Consider the following 17,865-nt stretch of genomic DNA (forward strand, 5'->3'; position numbering starts at 1 on the left):
TCAGTATTTTAAATTTATTACAGTAGCTTTTTAACAATTGAATATTTCTTCTGAAAATTTCTGCATCATGTAGGCTTGTTTGCTATGCCTATTTTTCTCCCCAACTGCTCTTCGAGCATAAAACCTAGGACACTATAATTACTTTATAGAAACTCAAGTTTTTCATATTAGTTTCCGTGACTACTCAAAATGTGATAAATAATAATTATTATGTTCTTATCTGCTGGTTTGAAAAGCTACTTCGTTGCCCTCTAAAGATTCTATTATGGCCAATGATTCTACCCTAACACCCTCCTTTTCAATAAAGCTTCTTCCATTTTGAAATGCCTTTTCAATAACAATTCCAACACCAACTACTTCTGCCTTTGCCTGTCTTACAATTTCAATAAGCCCCAGTGCTGCATTTCCATTTGCTAAAAAGTCATCGATTATCAAAATTTTATCTTTAGAATTTATGTACTTTTTACTAGTTCTTACTTTGTAAGTCTTATTTTTTGTAAATGAGAATACATCTGCCTCATATGTATCGCTATCTAAATTAGTGGCCTCATGTTTTTTCGCAAAAACTACTGGAATGTTGTCAAAGTATTGTGCAACAATGCACGCTATTCCTATACCAGATGCTTCAACTGTCAATATTCTTGTAATCTCTTGATTTGCAAATCTTTCTTTAAACTCTTTTCCTATTTCATTAAAAAGCTTTATATCAATTTGATGATTCAAAAAACTATCAACCTTTAAGATTTCCCCACGAATTACTGTACCTTCTGCTATTATTTTATCTTTTAATGCCTTCATAAACTTTCTCCTTTGTTACTTCATATTCATACGCATATATGAGATTGCACCATTATTCTTAACTCTAATGTAAATTAATGTAATTGCATGTTATAATAATATTACAACACTTTCAGTGTAAAATCAAACAATATTTTAAAAATTTTTGTAATATTCAATTAACTTTTTAAATTGTATATAAAATAAAAAACACCCCCTATTTAACTAGGAGGTATACAATAAAAATCATCAATAAAAATAATTGATTCTACAATTATTTCAATATAATTATTATAACCACCCATAGTCAAGTATTTTACGGTTACTTGGTAGAAACGCTTAGTCCATATTTCTAAGCATATATGAGTTTGCGAATATTCGGTTTTGTTTTGCATTCATCGTTCGTATTTAGTTTGCTATAAGTATATAGTACAACATTTTTCTTATTAAATCAACCCGTATTAAAAAATGTTGTGCTAAATAATTAATTAGCACAACATCTTTCGCATAATTATAATTTAATATTAACCCCTTGAACTCCCCATATTTCCTTAGCATATTGTTTTATTGTATTATCACTAGAAAACATACCGGATTTTGCAATGTTTACAATAGACATTTCCTGCCATTTAGATTTTTGCCTATATAACATATCAATTTCACACTGAGCCTTTACATATGAATCAAAATCTTTAAGTACGAAATATTCATCATTTTGTACTAGCAAGCTATCATATATACTCTTAAATTCCATTTTATCAGTTTCTAAAAATCCATCTATCATTTGATTTACTATGGTGCTTAATCTTTTATCATTGCTATATACATCAAAAGCATTATAATCTTTATTCTTGTAATGCTCTATCACTTCTTGCGCCGTTAACCCAAACAATATAATGTTTTCTTTTCCCACTGCATCAAATATTTCTACGTTAGCTCCATCTAATGTTGCTATAGTTATAGCACCATTCATCATAAATTTCATATTACCTGTCCCCGAAGCTTCTTTAGATGCAGTAGATATTTGCTGACTTACATCTGCACAAGGAATAATCTTTTCAGCCAGGGACACCCCATAGTTATGAAGGAATACTATCTTGATTTTATCTCTAACTATAGGATCATTGTTTATCTTAGTGGCCAAAGTATTTATAAGTTTAATCGTTTGTTTTGCAATATAATAACTTGGAGAAGCTTTTGCACCAAATATAAAAGTTCTTGGAACTATATCTAAATTCGGATTTTCTCGAAGTTGATTATACAAATGCATGATGTTAAATACATTTAAAAGTTGCCTTTTATAAGAATGCATTCTTTTTACATGAACATCAAATATGGAATTTGGATCAACTGATATACCTGAACTTGTCAACAAATAATTCGAAAAATTTATCTTGTTATTTATCTTTATATTTTGTGTTTTCTCTTGGAAAGTACTATCCTTTGCATAATCCATTAATTTAACAAGCTCATCTGGAGCCTTTATCCACTTGTCACCTATTGTTTCTGTTATAAGCTTTGCTAATTTTTCGTTAGAGTTGAGTAACCACCTTCTATGCGTTATCCCGTTAGTTTTATTATTAAATTTGTCTTTAAAGAATTCGTAAAAATCCGCTAATTCTTGATGTTTTAACAATTCGGTGTGCAATTTTGCAACTCCATTAACAGAATGACTCCCTACAATAGCAAGATAAGCCATCCTTATATATCTATCATAAATAATAGACATTTTATTTACTTTATTCCAATCACCATTATATCTATGATACACTTCATTGCAAAAACGCTTGTTTATTTCTTCAATAATCATATAAATACGTGGAAGTAATTTTTGAAACATTTCTACAGGCCACTTTTCCAGCGCTTCTGCCATAATTGTGTGATTAGTATATGCCATAGTATTAGTTGTAATCATAAAAGCCATGTCCCAAGATAACCCTTCCTCGTCAATTAAAATCCTCATTAACTCGGCTACAGCAACTGCTGGATGAGTATCATTTATTTGAATAGCGACATACTTGTGAAAATCTTCTAGTGGTTTTTGGGTTTTTTTATAGCTTCTTAAAATGCTTTGTATTCCTGCGCTTACGAAAAAATACTCTTGTTTTAATCGTAGAAGTCTCCCTTTTTCATAACTGTCATCGGGATATAATATTTGCGAAATAGCCTCCACTGAATATTTATCTTCACCTGCTTGTGCATAGTCTCCTTTGCTAAAGGATGAAAAATCAAAATCTTCTTCCATTGTTTCTGCGCTCCAAAGTCTTAAGGTGTTTACCATATTGTTTTTATACCCTTTTATAGGAGTATCATATGGTACTGCTTTTACAGAGGAGTAATTTTCATGAACAACTTTCATCTTACCATATTCCTCTGAAAAATAGACTTCTCCGCCAAACCTTACTTCCACTGACTTGTTTTCTTTTCTAATTTCCCAGACATCTCCACCTTTTAACCAATTGTCGGGAACTTCCACCTGGTACCCATTCTCTATTTTTTGTTTGAATAATCCGTACTTATATCTTATACCACAACCATGTCCAGGTATATTTGTAGACGCCATAGAATCTAAGAAACATGCTGCTAATCTTCCAAGTCCACCATTACCAAGGCCCGCATCTAATTCTATTTCCTCTAGGTCTTTCAAACTAATTCCCAGCTCAAGGAGTGCTTCACTACATACACTTTTTATACCTAAGTTAACTAAATTGCTATTTAACAACTTCCCAACCAAGAATTCCATAGAAAAATAATAAACTTGTTTTACATTATTTTTAGAATATTCTTTATTAGTTTCTATCCAAGGTTTGGAGCAGTAATCTTTTATTAATGCACCTAAAGCAAAATATTTATGTATCATAGACGCATCCATTGCATCTTCAGCAAACATTGTTTGTAATTTTTCTGTATAGTCAAGTTTAAATATTTCTTTATCTATTACCACATTATCCACCACCTTGTAATCTTTAGTTTTATAAGCTATTATATAAATCCATGTAGTTTTTAGCTGAATTTTCCCAGCTATTATTTAAAAGCATAGCATTTTCAACTAACTTATCCCAAGCTATCTTGTCATTATATAAGTCTAGAGCTCTATTTATGGTATCTAATAATTCTTCACTACTATAGTTTTCAAAGGAAAATCCATTTCCATCACCAGTGTATTTATTATAAGGTATAATAGTGTCTTTTAATCCTCCAGTTTCGTGAACTATTGGTATACTTCCATATCTTAAGGCTATAAGCTGGCCTATTCCACAAGGTTCAAACAATGACGGCATCAAAAACATATCTGAAGCAGCATATATTTGTTGTGCTAAAGACTCATCATAAGTAATATTTGTTGATATACGACTAGGATAAATGGAGTTATAATATTGAAAAATATCTTCATAATATCCATCTCCATTACCAAGCAATACTATCTGAATAGGAAGACTTAGTAGTTCTTGAAGTCTATCCACAATTAAATCTAACCCCTTTTGTTTCACTAATCTAGTTACAATGCCTATCATTGGTATGGTTTCATTTACTGCCAAATTTAGTGTTTGCTGAAGCTTTAATTTATTTTTTACCTTTTGATCTCTATTGTTCACATCATAATTATAAAATATCTTTTTATCTACTTTAGGATTGTATAATTCATAATCTATACCATTTACAATTCCATGTAAAGTTTCAGATTTTAAGCGTAGCAACCCATCTAAACCTTCTCCATAAAAAGGAGTTTGTATTTCTTTTGCATAGCTATTGCTAACCGTAGTCACTGCATCTGCAAAAACAATTCCCCCCTTCATAAAGGACACATCATTATAAAATTTAAGTTCCTCATCATTAAAGTACTTTTCATTTAAATTTAATAACTCTCCAAGTATTTCTTTCGAAAATACCCCTTGATATTTTAAATTATGTATAGTGAATATACTTTTTATATTGCTGTATTTCTCATCTTCACTATAGTGTTCTTTGAGTAAAACTGGTACAACTGCTGAGTGCCAATCGTTACAATGAATTATATCTGGTACGAAATCCCCCATATGCTTTATTGATTCAAGTACTGCTTTTGAAAAATAAGAAAACCTCTCTCCATCATCGTAACATCCATATATTTCAGTCCTATTATAATAGTATTCATTATCTACAAAATAATATGGTAGGTCATCATAAGTTAAATATTGCAATCCACAATATTGATTTCTCCATCCAACAGTAACGTTGAACTCCGCTATATCTTCCATACAACTTTTAAAAGAGGATGGGATTCCACTGTACTTTGGCATAATTACTCTTGCATCTATGCCTAGCTTTCTTAAAGCTTTAGGTAGTGCATATGCAACATCTCCAAGCCCTCCTGTTTTTATAAAAGGGTATGCTTCAGAAGCAACAAATAATACTTTCATAATAACACTCCTTCCTCTCTATATTATAAATTACTCTTTTATTGATTTTAATATCGTTCTGATCGATTCTTTTTCTCTACTACAACCGGGAACTCCTCATCCCCTTTTAGAACTGTATTTTCTTTTACAATAGTATTTTTGTCAATTATAACATTGGTAAGCTTACAACCTTTTTTAATTTCACAATTCTCAAATATTATACAATTTTTAACCTCTGCACCCTCTTGCACAATTACCCTTCTAGAAATTATACTATTTTCTATGCTTCCCTTTAAAATACATCCATTTGAAATCAAAGCATTATTAACTTTTGCCCCATTAAAGTATTTAGTTGGTGCTTCATCTTTACTCTTTGTATAGACTAACCCATTGTTAAAAAATAACTCCTTGGTTATTTTAGCATTTAGCATATCCATACTAGTTTTATAATAACTTTTCACAGAGTCTACACATTGGAGGTAACCCTTAAATTCATATGCATTTACATTTAACTCGGAAGAACTGTTATAAATTGCTTCTTTTATAGAATTATGATATCCGGTCTGAATGCTTTTATTTATAATTTTTATAAGAGTGCTTTTTTTCATTATAAACATTTCCATTGATATATTTAGTTTGTCATATGTTCCTACGTTTTTGCCAATGCTCAAAACTTTATTTTCTTCATTAATGTTTAAAGTGCTACAATTTATATAATGTTTTTTTGCATTATTTGTTTTCTTGTACAATAAAGTTATATCAGCACCTGATGTTTCATGATATTTAGCAGCTTCATTGTAATTAATGTTGCATATCATATATGAAGAAGATATTATTACATAATCCTGCTTTGTTCTATGAATATACTCCATATTATTGCTAAGCACATCTATATCTCTTAATTGAGCTCTTTCTGAAGCAAAGTTAAATAAAAATAAACCATTTGTTTTCCTATCTAAATCCCAGGGTTTACCTGAACCTAAGTGATCCACTAAGGATCTAGATTTTGTGCTAGTGAATACTCCTATATTATAAATGCCAGAATTAATCATATTTGAAAGTACAAAATCAATGATTCTATATCTCCCACCTATAGGTATGGATGCTATAGGTCTTGATTTCGTAAGACTTTTAATACCATCTTCTTTCTCATTCAACATTAATATTCCTATATAATTTTTAAGCATACTATCACCTCACAAATTTATAATTTAGTTGATATATTTGAATCAGCTTTAATTTCCTTACCTTCTTCTATAACAATAATATCTCGACCATTACCAATACACGCATTTCGTCTTATGGTAGCATTGCTTCCTATGATAGCTTTATCTATAACTACATTATTTCCTATTTTGGTATTAGCTAGAACTACTGAATTTGTTATTTTTGTATTTTTACCAACATGTACTCCTTGGAAAAGCACGGAATTGCTTACTTCTCCAAAAACAGTACAACCTTCATTTAACATTGCATTATTAATCTTTGCCTCAGGCCCTATATATTGTGGTGGCAACATGGCATTTACTGAATATATTTTCCACTTGCCATCATGTATATTTAATTCATTATCATCAGATAGCAAGTCCATATTCGCTTCCCAAAAGCTTTCAATAGTACCAACATCTCTCCAATATCCTTTGAAGGGATATGCATATAATTTTTGCTTATTATTTAACATTTTAGGTATTATGTTTTTACCAAAATCATTACTAGAGGTTTTATCAAGGCTATCCGCTTTTAGTAGCTGTTTAAGAGTCCCCCAATTAAAAATATAAACTCCCATAGATGCTAAATTGCTTTTAGGATTCTCTGGCTTTTCCTCAAATTCATATATACTATCATCTTCCCTGGTATTCATTATTCCGAATCTACTAGCTTCCTCTAGGGATACTTCTAGTACTGCAATAGTAACATCCGCAGCTTTTTCTTTGTGATACGTTAACATTTCCGAATAATCCATTTTATAAATATGGTCTCCTGATAAGATAAGCACATATTCTGGGTCAAAGCTATCAATGTAATTTGTATTTTGGTATATAGCATCTGCTGTACCCTTGTACCAATTACCACCATCCTCACTTTGATAAGGTGGAAGCAAACTAACTCCTCCATTTCTTCTGTCTAAATCCCATGGTGCACCTATTCCTATATGTGAGTTTAAAACCAATGGTTGATATTGAGTAAGAACCCCCACAGTGTCTATATTAGAATTAGAACAATTACTTAAAGAAAAGTCTATAATTCTATACTTTCCTCCAAAAGGAACTGCAGGTTTTGCTATCATCTTTGTTAATTGTTTTAGTCTTGACCCTTGACCCCCTGCAAGGATCATAGCTATTACTTCCTTTTTTATCATGCTACCTTCCTCCTTTCCAATCTGCAATATTACTCGTGATATGATGTAAAATAAAGTTACACACTGGCTTTGTAGTTATTTTTAACTTGTTTTATATTCTCATCAGGCTTTATGAAAACTATAGATAATGGCGCAAGCTTAATATCTATACAATAAGGTTTATCATTCCATTTTTTTAATATAGGTTTAATATTAGTTTTATCATACTTATTGCTTTCATTATAACTATTAAATACCTCTGTATAACCTACAAACATTGGAACACCAACTTTATAACTTTCATAATTAACCTTTGTAAAGTTACATACTATAATTAAAAAGTCACTATCAGCTTTGCCTTTTCGTATAAACGAAATCACGCTTTGATTAAAATTCCCATGTTCAATCCATTCAAACCCTTCACTAGTATGATCTAGTTGCCATAGTGCTTTCTGATTTTTATAGAATTCATTTAAGGCTTTAGTATACTGTTGAAGATTTTTATGCATAGGGTACTCTAAAAGAAGCCAATCTAACTGATTATCATTATTCCATTCAATAAATTGACCAAACTCACCACCCATAAATAACAGTTTTTTGCCTGGATGCGCCATCATATATCCATAAAATAATCTTAGGCTTGCAAATTTATCCTCATATTCTCCAAACATCTTGTTTAATAGAGACTTTTTTCCATGAACTACTTCGTCATGTGAAAGTGGTAAAATAAAATTTTCAGAAAAAGCGTACATTAATGAAAATGTAATTAATTTATGTTGAGTCTTTTTTTCTTCTCTGCTGAGTTGCATATATTTTAGCATGTCATTCATCCATCCCATGTTCCACTTGTAGTTAAACCCAAGCCCCCCTACATCAGTAGGCGCTGTTACTTTACTCCAGGCCGTAGATTCCTCTGCAATTATTAATACATTAGGATAATCTTTAAATATAACTTCATTTAACTTTTTTATAAATGATATGGCCTCCAGGTTTTCATTTGTACCTTTAGCATTTCTAAGAGCTTCACTACTCCTTTTTCCATAATCCAAATATAGCATGTTAGAAACAGCATCAACTCTTAATCCGTCAATATGATATACATCAAACCAGAACCTTGCATTTGAAATCAGGAAATTTTGAACCTCATTTTTCCCTAAATCAAAGTTAGCAGTGCCCCAATCATAATTTTCACCCATTAAAGGATTTTCATATTCATACAAGTGTGTTCCATCAAAATTATAGAGACCATGATTATCTTTACAAAAGTGTCCTGGTACCCAATCTAAGATTACCCCAATATTATTTTCATGGAACTTATCTACAAGATACATAAAGTCTTTGGGATTTCCATAGCGACTAGTTGCAGAAAAATATCCAGTGGCTTGATATCCCCATGAAGCATCTAGAGGATGCTCCGTAAGAGGTAGTATCTCTATGTGTGTATACCCCATGTAAAGTACATAATGAAGGAGTTTATCTGCAATTTCCCTATAAGAATAAAATTTATTATTTTCATCCCTTACCCATGAACCCAAGTGAACTTCATATATATTTAGGGGTAAATCATAAGGTGGATTTTCTGCTCTATTTCTTATCCAAGACTCATCGTTCCAATAAAACTCTTCTAAATTTGTTACCACGGATGCTGTATTTGGTCTAAGCTGTGAAAGATAGGCGTAGGGATCAGCCTTTAATATCGACATCCCCTGCTCTGTTATTATTTCATACTTGTATATCTGTCCTTCACTAATATCAGGTATAAAGATATTCCAGAAACCTGAATTTTTTATATTTTTCATTAAATGGTTATGACCATTCCAAGAATTAAAATCACCAACTACCTTCACCTCTTTAGCATTTGGTGCCCATACCGAAAACTCAGCACCTTTTTCGCCATTTTGTCTTGATAGTTTGCAACCCATAAATTTGTATCTATTGAAATTATGATTATTAAAAATTAAAGCTTCCACATTATTCATAAATACCTCCGCTTTAAATATATGCAAGATATAAGCCATTAACTACAATTTATAACATATACATATAAAAAATTAATACTCTAGCTACTGATTTTGCTAAAGATGACCCATACTTCTACGTGTATTTCATTTGCCAGAATATTATAATATCTTGCTTGTGATTATACCACAAAAGTGCTATAAGGACAAAAATACGCGAAAATAGTTATTGTTTGAAAGTACTGTCTTTAAAAACCTAACTTATGTAGCTTATTCAAAATTCAAAATTCAAAATTCAAAATTCAAAAGGGATAACAATGTATTATTGTTATCCCTTTTGAATTCATATTTATTAATACTTACCAATACATTTTAATGATAAATATAAGTTTTTAAGTTATATTTTAAGTAATTAAGCATTTGAAATATCCATACCATAAAATATCTCTACCATTTCTTTATCTAATTTTCGTATAATGTCACATTTTTCCTCTTCATTTAAATCTTCTTCTTTAATTTCAAATAAATAGTTGTCCAGTTCAAAACTATTCAATTTCATTTTTGTATGAAATATATTGGATTGATATATATTCATATCAATTAAGTTGTACCTATTTATGGTTTCTTTAGCGATATAGTTTTGTATAGAGCTAATTTCATGATCTATAAAATGCTTTTCGCCGTCTATATCTCTAGTAAAACCTCTAACCCTATAATCAATAGTAATGATGTCTGAATCAAAACTATCTATTAAGTAGTTTAGAGCTTTTAATGGAGAGATAGTTCCACAGGTTGCTACATCTATATCTACTCTAAAAGTACTTATATTATTTTGAGGATGACTTTCAGGATAAGTGTGCACTGTTACATGGCTTTTATCTAAATGCCCCACAATATTTTCACGAATAGGAGTCAAAATCCCTCTATTGCAAGAAGGATCCACAACGTATAATGGAATTTCTTCTTCTGAAATAAGTAAGGTTACACTTGCTCCTTGAGGGTCGTAATCCTGCTTTGCAACGTTTAGTACACAAGCACCTATTATTTCTGTAACATCAGTAAGAATTTTTGTTAGCCTCTCAGCATTATATTGTTCATCGATATACTCTATATATTTCTTTCGATCTTCTTCTGTTTTTGTATAACAAATATCATAAATATTAAAACTTAATGATTTTGTTAAGTTATTGAATCCATATAGTTTTATCTTATTTTTATCATTCTTAGCCAACTTCATTCCCCATTTCTCTTAGACTTCTTCTAAAAAAATTATATAACTTATAGCTTCAATGTCAAGATATAATTTTTTTATATACAATCATTTATATAATCATTTTATATAATTATTCACTTGAAGTATATAGTTTTTAGCATTATAATTACTTGTGATATTACACTTTTTATAAGTTTTATATTTATTAAAACTATTAACTTTATAACACTCTATGAATATATATATAAGTATATCATTTATATATTCATAAATATGTATATCAATAAAATTACTTGAATTATTCGAATCATTGGAATCGGAGGGATTAATGCAATGGATAAAAAGTTAAAAGTTGGACTACTTGGTGGAACCGGTTTTGTTGGTCAGCGTCTTATTACTTTACTTAGCAATCACCCTTATTTTGAGATAGTTGTTATTGCTGCTAGTGAGAACTCTGTAGGTAAAACCTATTATGAAGCAGTTAGTAAAAGATGGAAATTAAACTTACCTATGCCAAATAGCGTTAAAGATATGATAATAAAAAATATAGATGAAGTTGATGAAATTAGCAGTATGGTTGACTTTGTATTTTGCGCAGTTAATATGCCCGCAAAGGAAACTCGTGAAATTGAAGAGCGATATGCAAAAGCTGAAACTCCTGTAGTTTCAAACAATTCTGCACATCGTAGCACTCCTGATGTGCCTATGGTTATTCCAGAAATTAATCCTGATCACTTAGAATTAATTCACGCTCAACGTAAGCGCTTAGGCACTAAAAGAGGCTTTATTGTGGTTAAACCTAACTGCTCAATTCAAAGTTATGTTCCTGCTATAAGTGCACTCATGGAATTTAAACCCAAAAAAATATTAGCCTGCACTTATCAAGCTATATCTGGTTCCGGAAAAATATTTTCAGACTGGCCAGAAATAAGCGATAATGTTATCCCTTATATAGGTGGAGAAGAAGAAAAGAGTGAACACGAACCCTTGAAAATATGGGGTAAGATGTCCAATGATAAAATAGTTGATGCCTGCGAACCTATAATCTCAACTCAGTGCATACGTGTACCTGTTTCAGATGGTCATTTAGCTGCTGTATATGTTTCCTTTGAAACTAAACCTTCAAAAGAAGCTATCTTAGAAAATTGGGCAAATTTTAAAGGAAAGCTACAACTTCTTGGGCTGCCAAACGCTCCGGAGCAATTCTTAACTTACTTTGAAGAAAATGACAGACCTCAAACCAAGCTAGATAGAGATATTGAAAAAGGTATGGGTATATCCCTAGGAAGGCTACGCGAAGATAACCTATTTGACTATAAATTTGTCTGCCTATCCCATAACACTTTGCGTGGTGCAGCTGGTGGTGCTGTGCTTACTGCTGAGCTTTTAGTATCGCAAGGATTTCTTTAGGGACGGTTCACAACTAAACGTAGTTTAGTTGTGAACCTTTTTTACCACTTACTATAAATATGGGATTGTTACCCATTAACATGTAACTTTGACCTTTTGTCTTACTTACCTGAAGTTGTACACATTCCACCTCGTAATTCAAGGATTTTAAGGCTTCCATTGCCTTATACAAATTGTTTATAGTAATAAAGTTTAAAACGATATTTTTATCTTTTTTAAGTTTGCTCCCATAAGTTATGATAATTTCAGCTATATTCCCGCCACTTCCACCTACAAATATTGCATCAAACTCACCTGTTATGTCAGATTCTATCTCCATGGCTTCTGCACTTATTATTTCTAAATTATTAGCTTTAAATTTTTCTTTGTTTTGTTTTATAATCTCCAACGCTTCCTCATCTTTTTCTATTGCTATTACTTCACCCTTTTCGCATATCTTAGCCATCTGAATACTTACTGACCCAGTTCCTGCTCCAATATCTAAAACTCTATACTCTTCTTCAAGCTCTAGTTTTGCTATACTTAATATTCTTACTTCTTCTTTTGTCATAGGGCAATTGCCTCTTATAAATTCATGATCTTTAATAAATCTCATATTTTGAACACCTCCAATTAGTGGGGACGGTTAACAACTTTTTAAATAATTAATTAGGCTTGTACTAACAAACTTTTATATATAATCTTTAATTTAAATCACATAAATTAAGCCCTTTTATTTATCTAGAATAAATCTATTAATTTTAAAAAATGCTTGTCCAATTTCAATAGTATTATTATATAGGAATATTGTATCAGAAAGTTTTTTAATTAATTTTTGAAACAAATCAACAATGTTATTGATTTCTTTTTTAAAATTAACAATAACTCAACAAATTTTAGACTTAATAAAGTCTTCAATAATATTTGTATGTTTATTACCTTCTCCAATTAGTTCTATACCAATTGTGCTTAGCTTTGATACTCTAGACTGAGTGATGTTTCCAAGTATATTACATATATCACTAGATTTAAAGTTGCACAGACTTCTCATCATAACCACTATAAGTGCCTTTACATGTACAATATTTCTACTATACTTCATATGAATCATAACCTTTGGTATATTCATCTTTGAAGATACAAATTTTATTATATCCTCTGGTTTAGATTCCCTTATAATTATTTTCCTTTGACTTCTATAATCTGTTTCTTCATCTTTAAATTCCATTTCTTCTTTTAATTTTTCTTCATTACACTTAAAAACTTTATTATAATATTTCTTTCTGGCAGCTTTCAGGTTTTTTCCGAAAAAACTCATAATGAAATCATAATCAACTATGTTTAAATAATCTCGTGCCTTTCCTATATATATTCCTAAACTAGAAAAGGCATATTTTTCTGGACATTCTTTAAATTCTGCAATAGATATAGGATTATTATGTATATACAACGATACAGTCTTCAAATATTTTTCATTATCCACTATTTTGCTCATAAATCTATCTTTAAAAAGATGCCCCTCACGCATATACTTCTTATTATAATATATTGCATAAGAAAGGTTTATTCCATGCATAACTTTTGATATATCTGCTCCATTTGCATCAATCAATAAGTGTATATGGTTATTCATAAGACAGTATCCATAAATTTTAACTTTATAAATTGTCTTATATTTCTTTATAATTAATAAATATTTTTCTTTATCCTCATCATCCTTGAATAACTTAACCTCGCTTATACATTTAGACATAATATGAAATATAGATTCTATTGTCTTTTGTCTTGCCTTTCTTGCCATAAAAACTACCTCTCTTCATAGACTTTTCTTCGAATTCTTGCCTATGCATTGAGTTAATATTCAAGTTTTAAAAATATTAGGGGACGGTTAACAACTTTTAAAACTTTAGTTTTTTTAAAAGTTGTTAACCGTCCCTAACTATCTATAGGTTACTGTCAAAGTTTGCAAATGCCTTCAAAAACTTTTCAATATCCTCTTCTGTATGTTTAACACATAAGAATATTGCCTCAAATTGAGAAGGAGCAATATTTATTCCATTTCTGATCATATGTTCAAAATATCTTGCAAATAGCAACGTATCACAGGTTTTGGCATCTTCATATGTCTTAACTTGCTTCGTTTGTGTAAAGAAAGCTGTAAGCATTGAACCGCATCTATTAACTACCATAGGTATTCCTTTTTCTTTTGCAATCTCTAGTAAGCCCTTTTGAAGCTTATCTCCCAGCTTATCCATGTGTTCATACAATCCAGGGTTATTATAAAGCTTAGTTAATGTTTCATAACCTGCTGCCATTACTACAGGGTTTCCAGACATTGTTCCTGCTTGATAAACTGGTCCCATAGGTGCTAACAACTCCATAATTTCTCTTTTCCCGCCATAAGCACCACAAGGAAGTCCTCCGCCCATTATCTTAGCATAAGTTATTAGATCAGGAGATACTCCATAAAGACTTTGCGCCCCTTTATATGCTACTCTAAAGCCGCTCATTACTTCATCAAAGATAAGTAAACTTTTATATTTATCACATAAATTTCTAAGTTCCAATAGAAACTCTTTTTCAGCAGGTATAACTCCCATATTACCAGCTACTGGCTCAATGATTATACCGGCTATATCTTCACCATATTTCTCAAATAATATTTTCACACTGTCTATATCATTGTAATTTGCTATTAATGTGTTCATAATGCTTTCTTTTGGAACTCCTGCCGAGCCAGCTATACCCTCTGTCATAACTCCTGAACCAGCCTCTACAAGAAACCCTTCGAAATGTCCATGGTAACAGCCTGCAAATTTTATTATTTTACTTTTTCCTGTGTACCCTCTTGCAAGCTTAACTGCACTCATTGTAGCTTCCGTACCCGAGTTAACCATTCTAACCATATCTACATTATCTAATGTAGTGCAAATATGCTTGGCTACTTTTAACTCTAATTCTGTAGGTGCACCAAAGGCAATTGAATCTGCACATGTGTTTTGTATAGCTCTTACTACATCTTCATCACTATGGCCAAGTATCATGGGTCCCCAAGCACATACGAAATCTACATATTCATTTCCCTCTTCATCATATATGTAAGCCCCTTTACCCTTTTTAATAATTGGAGGAGTTACAGTTACATCTTTAAAAGCTCTAACCGGGCTATTAACTCCACCAGGCATATATTGTTTTGATTCATTAAAAATATTTAAATTTCTCACAGTAATTTCCTCTCTTCTTAATATTATTTTTGAAGCCTACCCTCTTATCCACCTACATAAATCAAGTGCATAATAAGTAATTATCATATCTGCTCCTGCTCTTTTCATTGAAACATGCATCTCCATAGCTACAGCTCTTTCATCAATTAAGCCAAGCTTTGCAGCTGATTTTACCATAGCAAACTCTCCACTAACACTATAGGCTGCTACAGGCACATCATGTCTATCTCTGGCCCATCTTACTACATCTAAATATGATAGTGCTGGTTTTACCATTATGATGTCTGCTCCCTCTTCAATATCGCACTCTATTTCTCTCATTGCTTCTCTAATATTTGCCGGGTCCATTTGATAAGTTTTTCTATCACCAAATTGTGGCGCAGAATCTGCTGCTTCTCTAAATGGGCCATAAAATGCTGAAGAATATTTTGCACTATAAGCCATTATAGATATATGTTTAAAGTTATTTTCATCTAAAATCTTTCTTATTGCATATACACGCCCATCCATCATATCTGAGGGTGCTATCATGTCTGCTCCTGCTAGTGCATGAGATAGTGCTATTTCAGCAATATATTTTAAACTTTTATCATTATCAACCTTTGAACCTTCCAATACTCCACAATGACCATGACTTGTATATTGGCACATGCATACATCAGTTATTATAAATAAATCCTTTGATAATTCCCTTACTTTTTTAATTGCCTTTTGAACGACACCACCATTATCATAAGCTCCACAGCCAACTTCATCTTTATGATCCGGCAATCCAAATAGCATTATTCCACGTACGCCTACTTCTTCAACTTCACTAATAATTTCATGAAGTCTATCTATTGAAAAGTGATAGTTCCCTGGCATAGAAGATATTTCTTCTTTGATATTTTCACCTTCTACCACAAATATAGGGAATATAAAGTCCGCTGAAGTTAATACTGTTTCTCTCACTAAATCTCTTATATTTCTTGTTTCTCTTAATCTTCTATTTCTTTTAAACATAGTTATCCACTCCTAATTAAATAAATTATGATTTTATCCACAAGTTGTTATTAAATAGTCCTCTAAGTGTTATTAAATCATCATCTGCCATGCTACAATATTAACAACTCGCTATAATCTTATATCTCCATAAGTTTGCGCAGAATACCTTCACTACTGTATTCGTCGCACATAATAGCTTCTACACCTTGCTCTGAAAGTGCCTTTGCAGTAATAGAGCCTATTGCTAATGCTGTTTTTGATTTTATAGTTTCAATACCTACCATGGTAATCATATTTTTTACTATAGAAGGTGAAGTAAAGACTATAGCATCTACATCCTTTATTTCGTCTTCATACCTTGATTTGCCACATAGTGTTTCATAGGTAAAAACCTCATCCACATTACATTTAATTTCTCTTAATTGCTCCACCAAATAAGGTCTTGCATCTTTAGACCTTGGTACTAAAATTTTATCCCCTGCTTTTACATGAGTCTTCATTTCCTCAAATAAACTTTCAGCAACAAAATGTTTTGCAACTATTTCAGGTACAATTCCTCTATCTCTTATAGCCTCTGCAGTAGCTGGGCCTATGGCTGCAATTTTGGCTTTCAATTTTCTAATATCAAATTCCATGTCCTTTAGATAATTAAAAAATATATTTACTCCATTTACACTTGTTAAAGCTACAAAATCATATTCAGTAAACTTTGTCTTGTAAGCATCTAAGTTACAGCAGGTATTCGTAAATTCAATGGAATTTATCTCAAGCACTTCTGCTCCCAGGTCTAATAAACTTTCTCTAAGTTCCTTTGATTGAGCCTTTGAACGTGTTATACAAATATTCTTTCCGAATAAAGGTTTTTTCTCATACCAATTGAACTGTTCGTTAAATTTAATCACTTCCCCAACTACAATAATGCAAGGGGATGATATTTCTGACCTTTGTACTTTGACCAAAATATCTTCTAAATTCCCTACTACCTTCTTTTGTTTTGAGGTAGTTCCCCTCATTATTACTGCACAGGGGGTATTTTTACTTTTTCCATTAGATATAAGACTTTCTGTAATCTTTTCTAGGTTTTTAAATCCCATCATGAAAACCAAGGTTCCTTCTAGCCTTGCCACTGCATCCCAGTCAATATTAAGCTTTTCTGCGGTCATGGCAGTGAATATGTGAAAGCTTTGCGCTATACCTCTGTGTGTGATAGGTATCCCAGCATAATTTAGCACAGCTATCGGTGAGGTTATTCCAGGTATAACTTCAAATTCAATATTTTCCTCTATAAGTGCTAAAGCTTCCTCTCCACCACGCCCAAATACAAAGGGGTCTCCACCCTTTACTCTTCCAACAACATGACCCTTTTTAGCTAAATCTACTAGCATGTCATTTATTTCTTCTTGAGTTTTGTAGTGACATCCTGGCTCTTTTCCACAATAGTATATTTCACAATCTTCGCTTAAATATTTAAGTACGCTTGTACTTGCTAACCTATCATACATAACTGCAGTACACTTCTCTAACATTCTAATAGCCTTTAAGGTTATTAGTTCCTCATCTCCCGGGCCCACTCCCATTAAATATACCTTTCCCATTGGTTTCT

Annotated in this window: 13 protein-coding genes and 1 riboswitch; of the genes, 1 reads left to right on the forward strand and 12 read right to left on the reverse strand. The window is 31.5% G+C overall.

Features of this window, described 5'->3' with window-relative positions; all coding sequences use genetic code 11:
• Positions 1–216: 216 nt before the first annotated feature.
• The 7 genes from LGK97_RS13080 to speD all read right to left on the reverse strand — a co-directional run bounded on the left by LGK97_RS13080 (position 217) and on the right by speD (position 10,683).
• A complete protein-coding gene (locus LGK97_RS13080) occupies positions 217–798 on the reverse strand; it encodes a xanthine phosphoribosyltransferase (protein WP_226260214.1) in 582 nt (193 codons plus the stop codon).
• Positions 799–1,061: 263 nt separating this feature from the next.
• Positions 1,062–1,163: riboswitch (purine riboswitch) on the reverse strand.
• A gap of 125 nt (positions 1,164–1,288) precedes the next feature.
• Positions 1,289–3,721 (reverse strand): glycogen/starch/alpha-glucan phosphorylase, encoded by a 2,433-nt coding sequence (locus LGK97_RS13085; RefSeq protein WP_226260215.1) that lies wholly within the window; start codon positions 3,719–3,721, stop codon positions 1,289–1,291.
• 28 nt (positions 3,722–3,749) lie between these two features.
• Positions 3,750–5,177 carry a glycogen synthase GlgA gene (gene glgA, locus LGK97_RS13090; RefSeq protein ID WP_226260216.1) on the reverse strand — a complete coding sequence of 476 codons (1,428 nt, stop codon included), beginning with the start codon at positions 5,175–5,177 and terminating at the stop codon, positions 3,750–3,752.
• Between the two features lie 47 nt (positions 5,178–5,224).
• Complete coding sequence (gene glgD / locus LGK97_RS13095) at positions 5,225–6,343, reverse strand: glucose-1-phosphate adenylyltransferase subunit GlgD (protein WP_226260217.1); 1,119 nt, start codon at positions 6,341–6,343, stop codon at positions 5,225–5,227.
• A gap of 17 nt (positions 6,344–6,360) precedes the next feature.
• The gene (locus LGK97_RS13100) at positions 6,361–7,515 is read right to left on the reverse strand and encodes a glucose-1-phosphate adenylyltransferase (RefSeq protein ID WP_226260218.1); all 1,155 of its coding nucleotides are present in this window, start codon (positions 7,513–7,515) and stop codon (positions 6,361–6,363) included.
• 56 nt (positions 7,516–7,571) lie between these two features.
• A complete protein-coding gene (gene glgB / locus LGK97_RS13105; RefSeq protein ID WP_226260219.1) occupies positions 7,572–9,473 on the reverse strand; it encodes a 1,4-alpha-glucan branching protein GlgB in 1,902 nt (633 codons plus the stop codon).
• Positions 9,474–9,864: 391 nt separating this feature from the next.
• The gene (gene speD, locus LGK97_RS13110) at positions 9,865–10,683 is read right to left on the reverse strand and encodes an adenosylmethionine decarboxylase (protein WP_226260220.1); all 819 of its coding nucleotides are present in this window, start codon (positions 10,681–10,683) and stop codon (positions 9,865–9,867) included.
• Positions 10,684–10,998: 315 nt separating this feature from the next.
• Between speD and asd the strand changes: the two genes are divergently transcribed.
• Entirely contained in the window at positions 10,999–12,075 is a 1,077-nt protein-coding gene (asd, locus tag LGK97_RS13115; protein ID WP_226260221.1) for an aspartate-semialdehyde dehydrogenase, read from the forward strand.
• Between the two features lie 13 nt (positions 12,076–12,088).
• Here asd and cbiT read toward each other — a convergent pair whose 3' ends face one another.
• From cbiT to cobA, 5 genes are all read right to left on the reverse strand, one after another.
• On the reverse strand, positions 12,089–12,670 hold the full coding sequence (gene cbiT, locus LGK97_RS13120) for a precorrin-6Y C5,15-methyltransferase (decarboxylating) subunit CbiT (protein WP_226260222.1): 582 nt from the start codon (positions 12,668–12,670) through the stop codon (positions 12,089–12,091).
• A gap of 270 nt (positions 12,671–12,940) precedes the next feature.
• Positions 12,941–13,855 (reverse strand): transposase, encoded by a 915-nt coding sequence (locus tag LGK97_RS13125; protein ID WP_226260223.1) that lies wholly within the window; start codon positions 13,853–13,855, stop codon positions 12,941–12,943.
• A 142-nt stretch (positions 13,856–13,997) separates the two neighbouring features.
• Positions 13,998–15,278 carry a glutamate-1-semialdehyde 2,1-aminomutase gene (hemL, locus tag LGK97_RS13130; RefSeq protein ID WP_226260224.1) on the reverse strand — a complete coding sequence of 427 codons (1,281 nt, stop codon included), beginning with the start codon at positions 15,276–15,278 and terminating at the stop codon, positions 13,998–14,000.
• Between the two features lie 36 nt (positions 15,279–15,314).
• Entirely contained in the window at positions 15,315–16,280 is a 966-nt protein-coding gene (gene hemB / locus LGK97_RS13135) for a porphobilinogen synthase (RefSeq protein WP_226260225.1), read from the reverse strand.
• A 119-nt stretch (positions 16,281–16,399) separates the two neighbouring features.
• The gene (cobA, locus tag LGK97_RS13140) at positions 16,400–17,857 is read right to left on the reverse strand and encodes a uroporphyrinogen-III C-methyltransferase (protein WP_226260226.1); all 1,458 of its coding nucleotides are present in this window, start codon (positions 17,855–17,857) and stop codon (positions 16,400–16,402) included.
• Positions 17,858–17,865 lie beyond the last annotated feature (8 nt).

Source organism: Clostridium sp. CS001 (genome assembly GCF_020443565.1).
Taxonomy (GTDB): Bacteria; Bacillota; Clostridia; order Clostridiales; family Clostridiaceae; genus Clostridium_AD.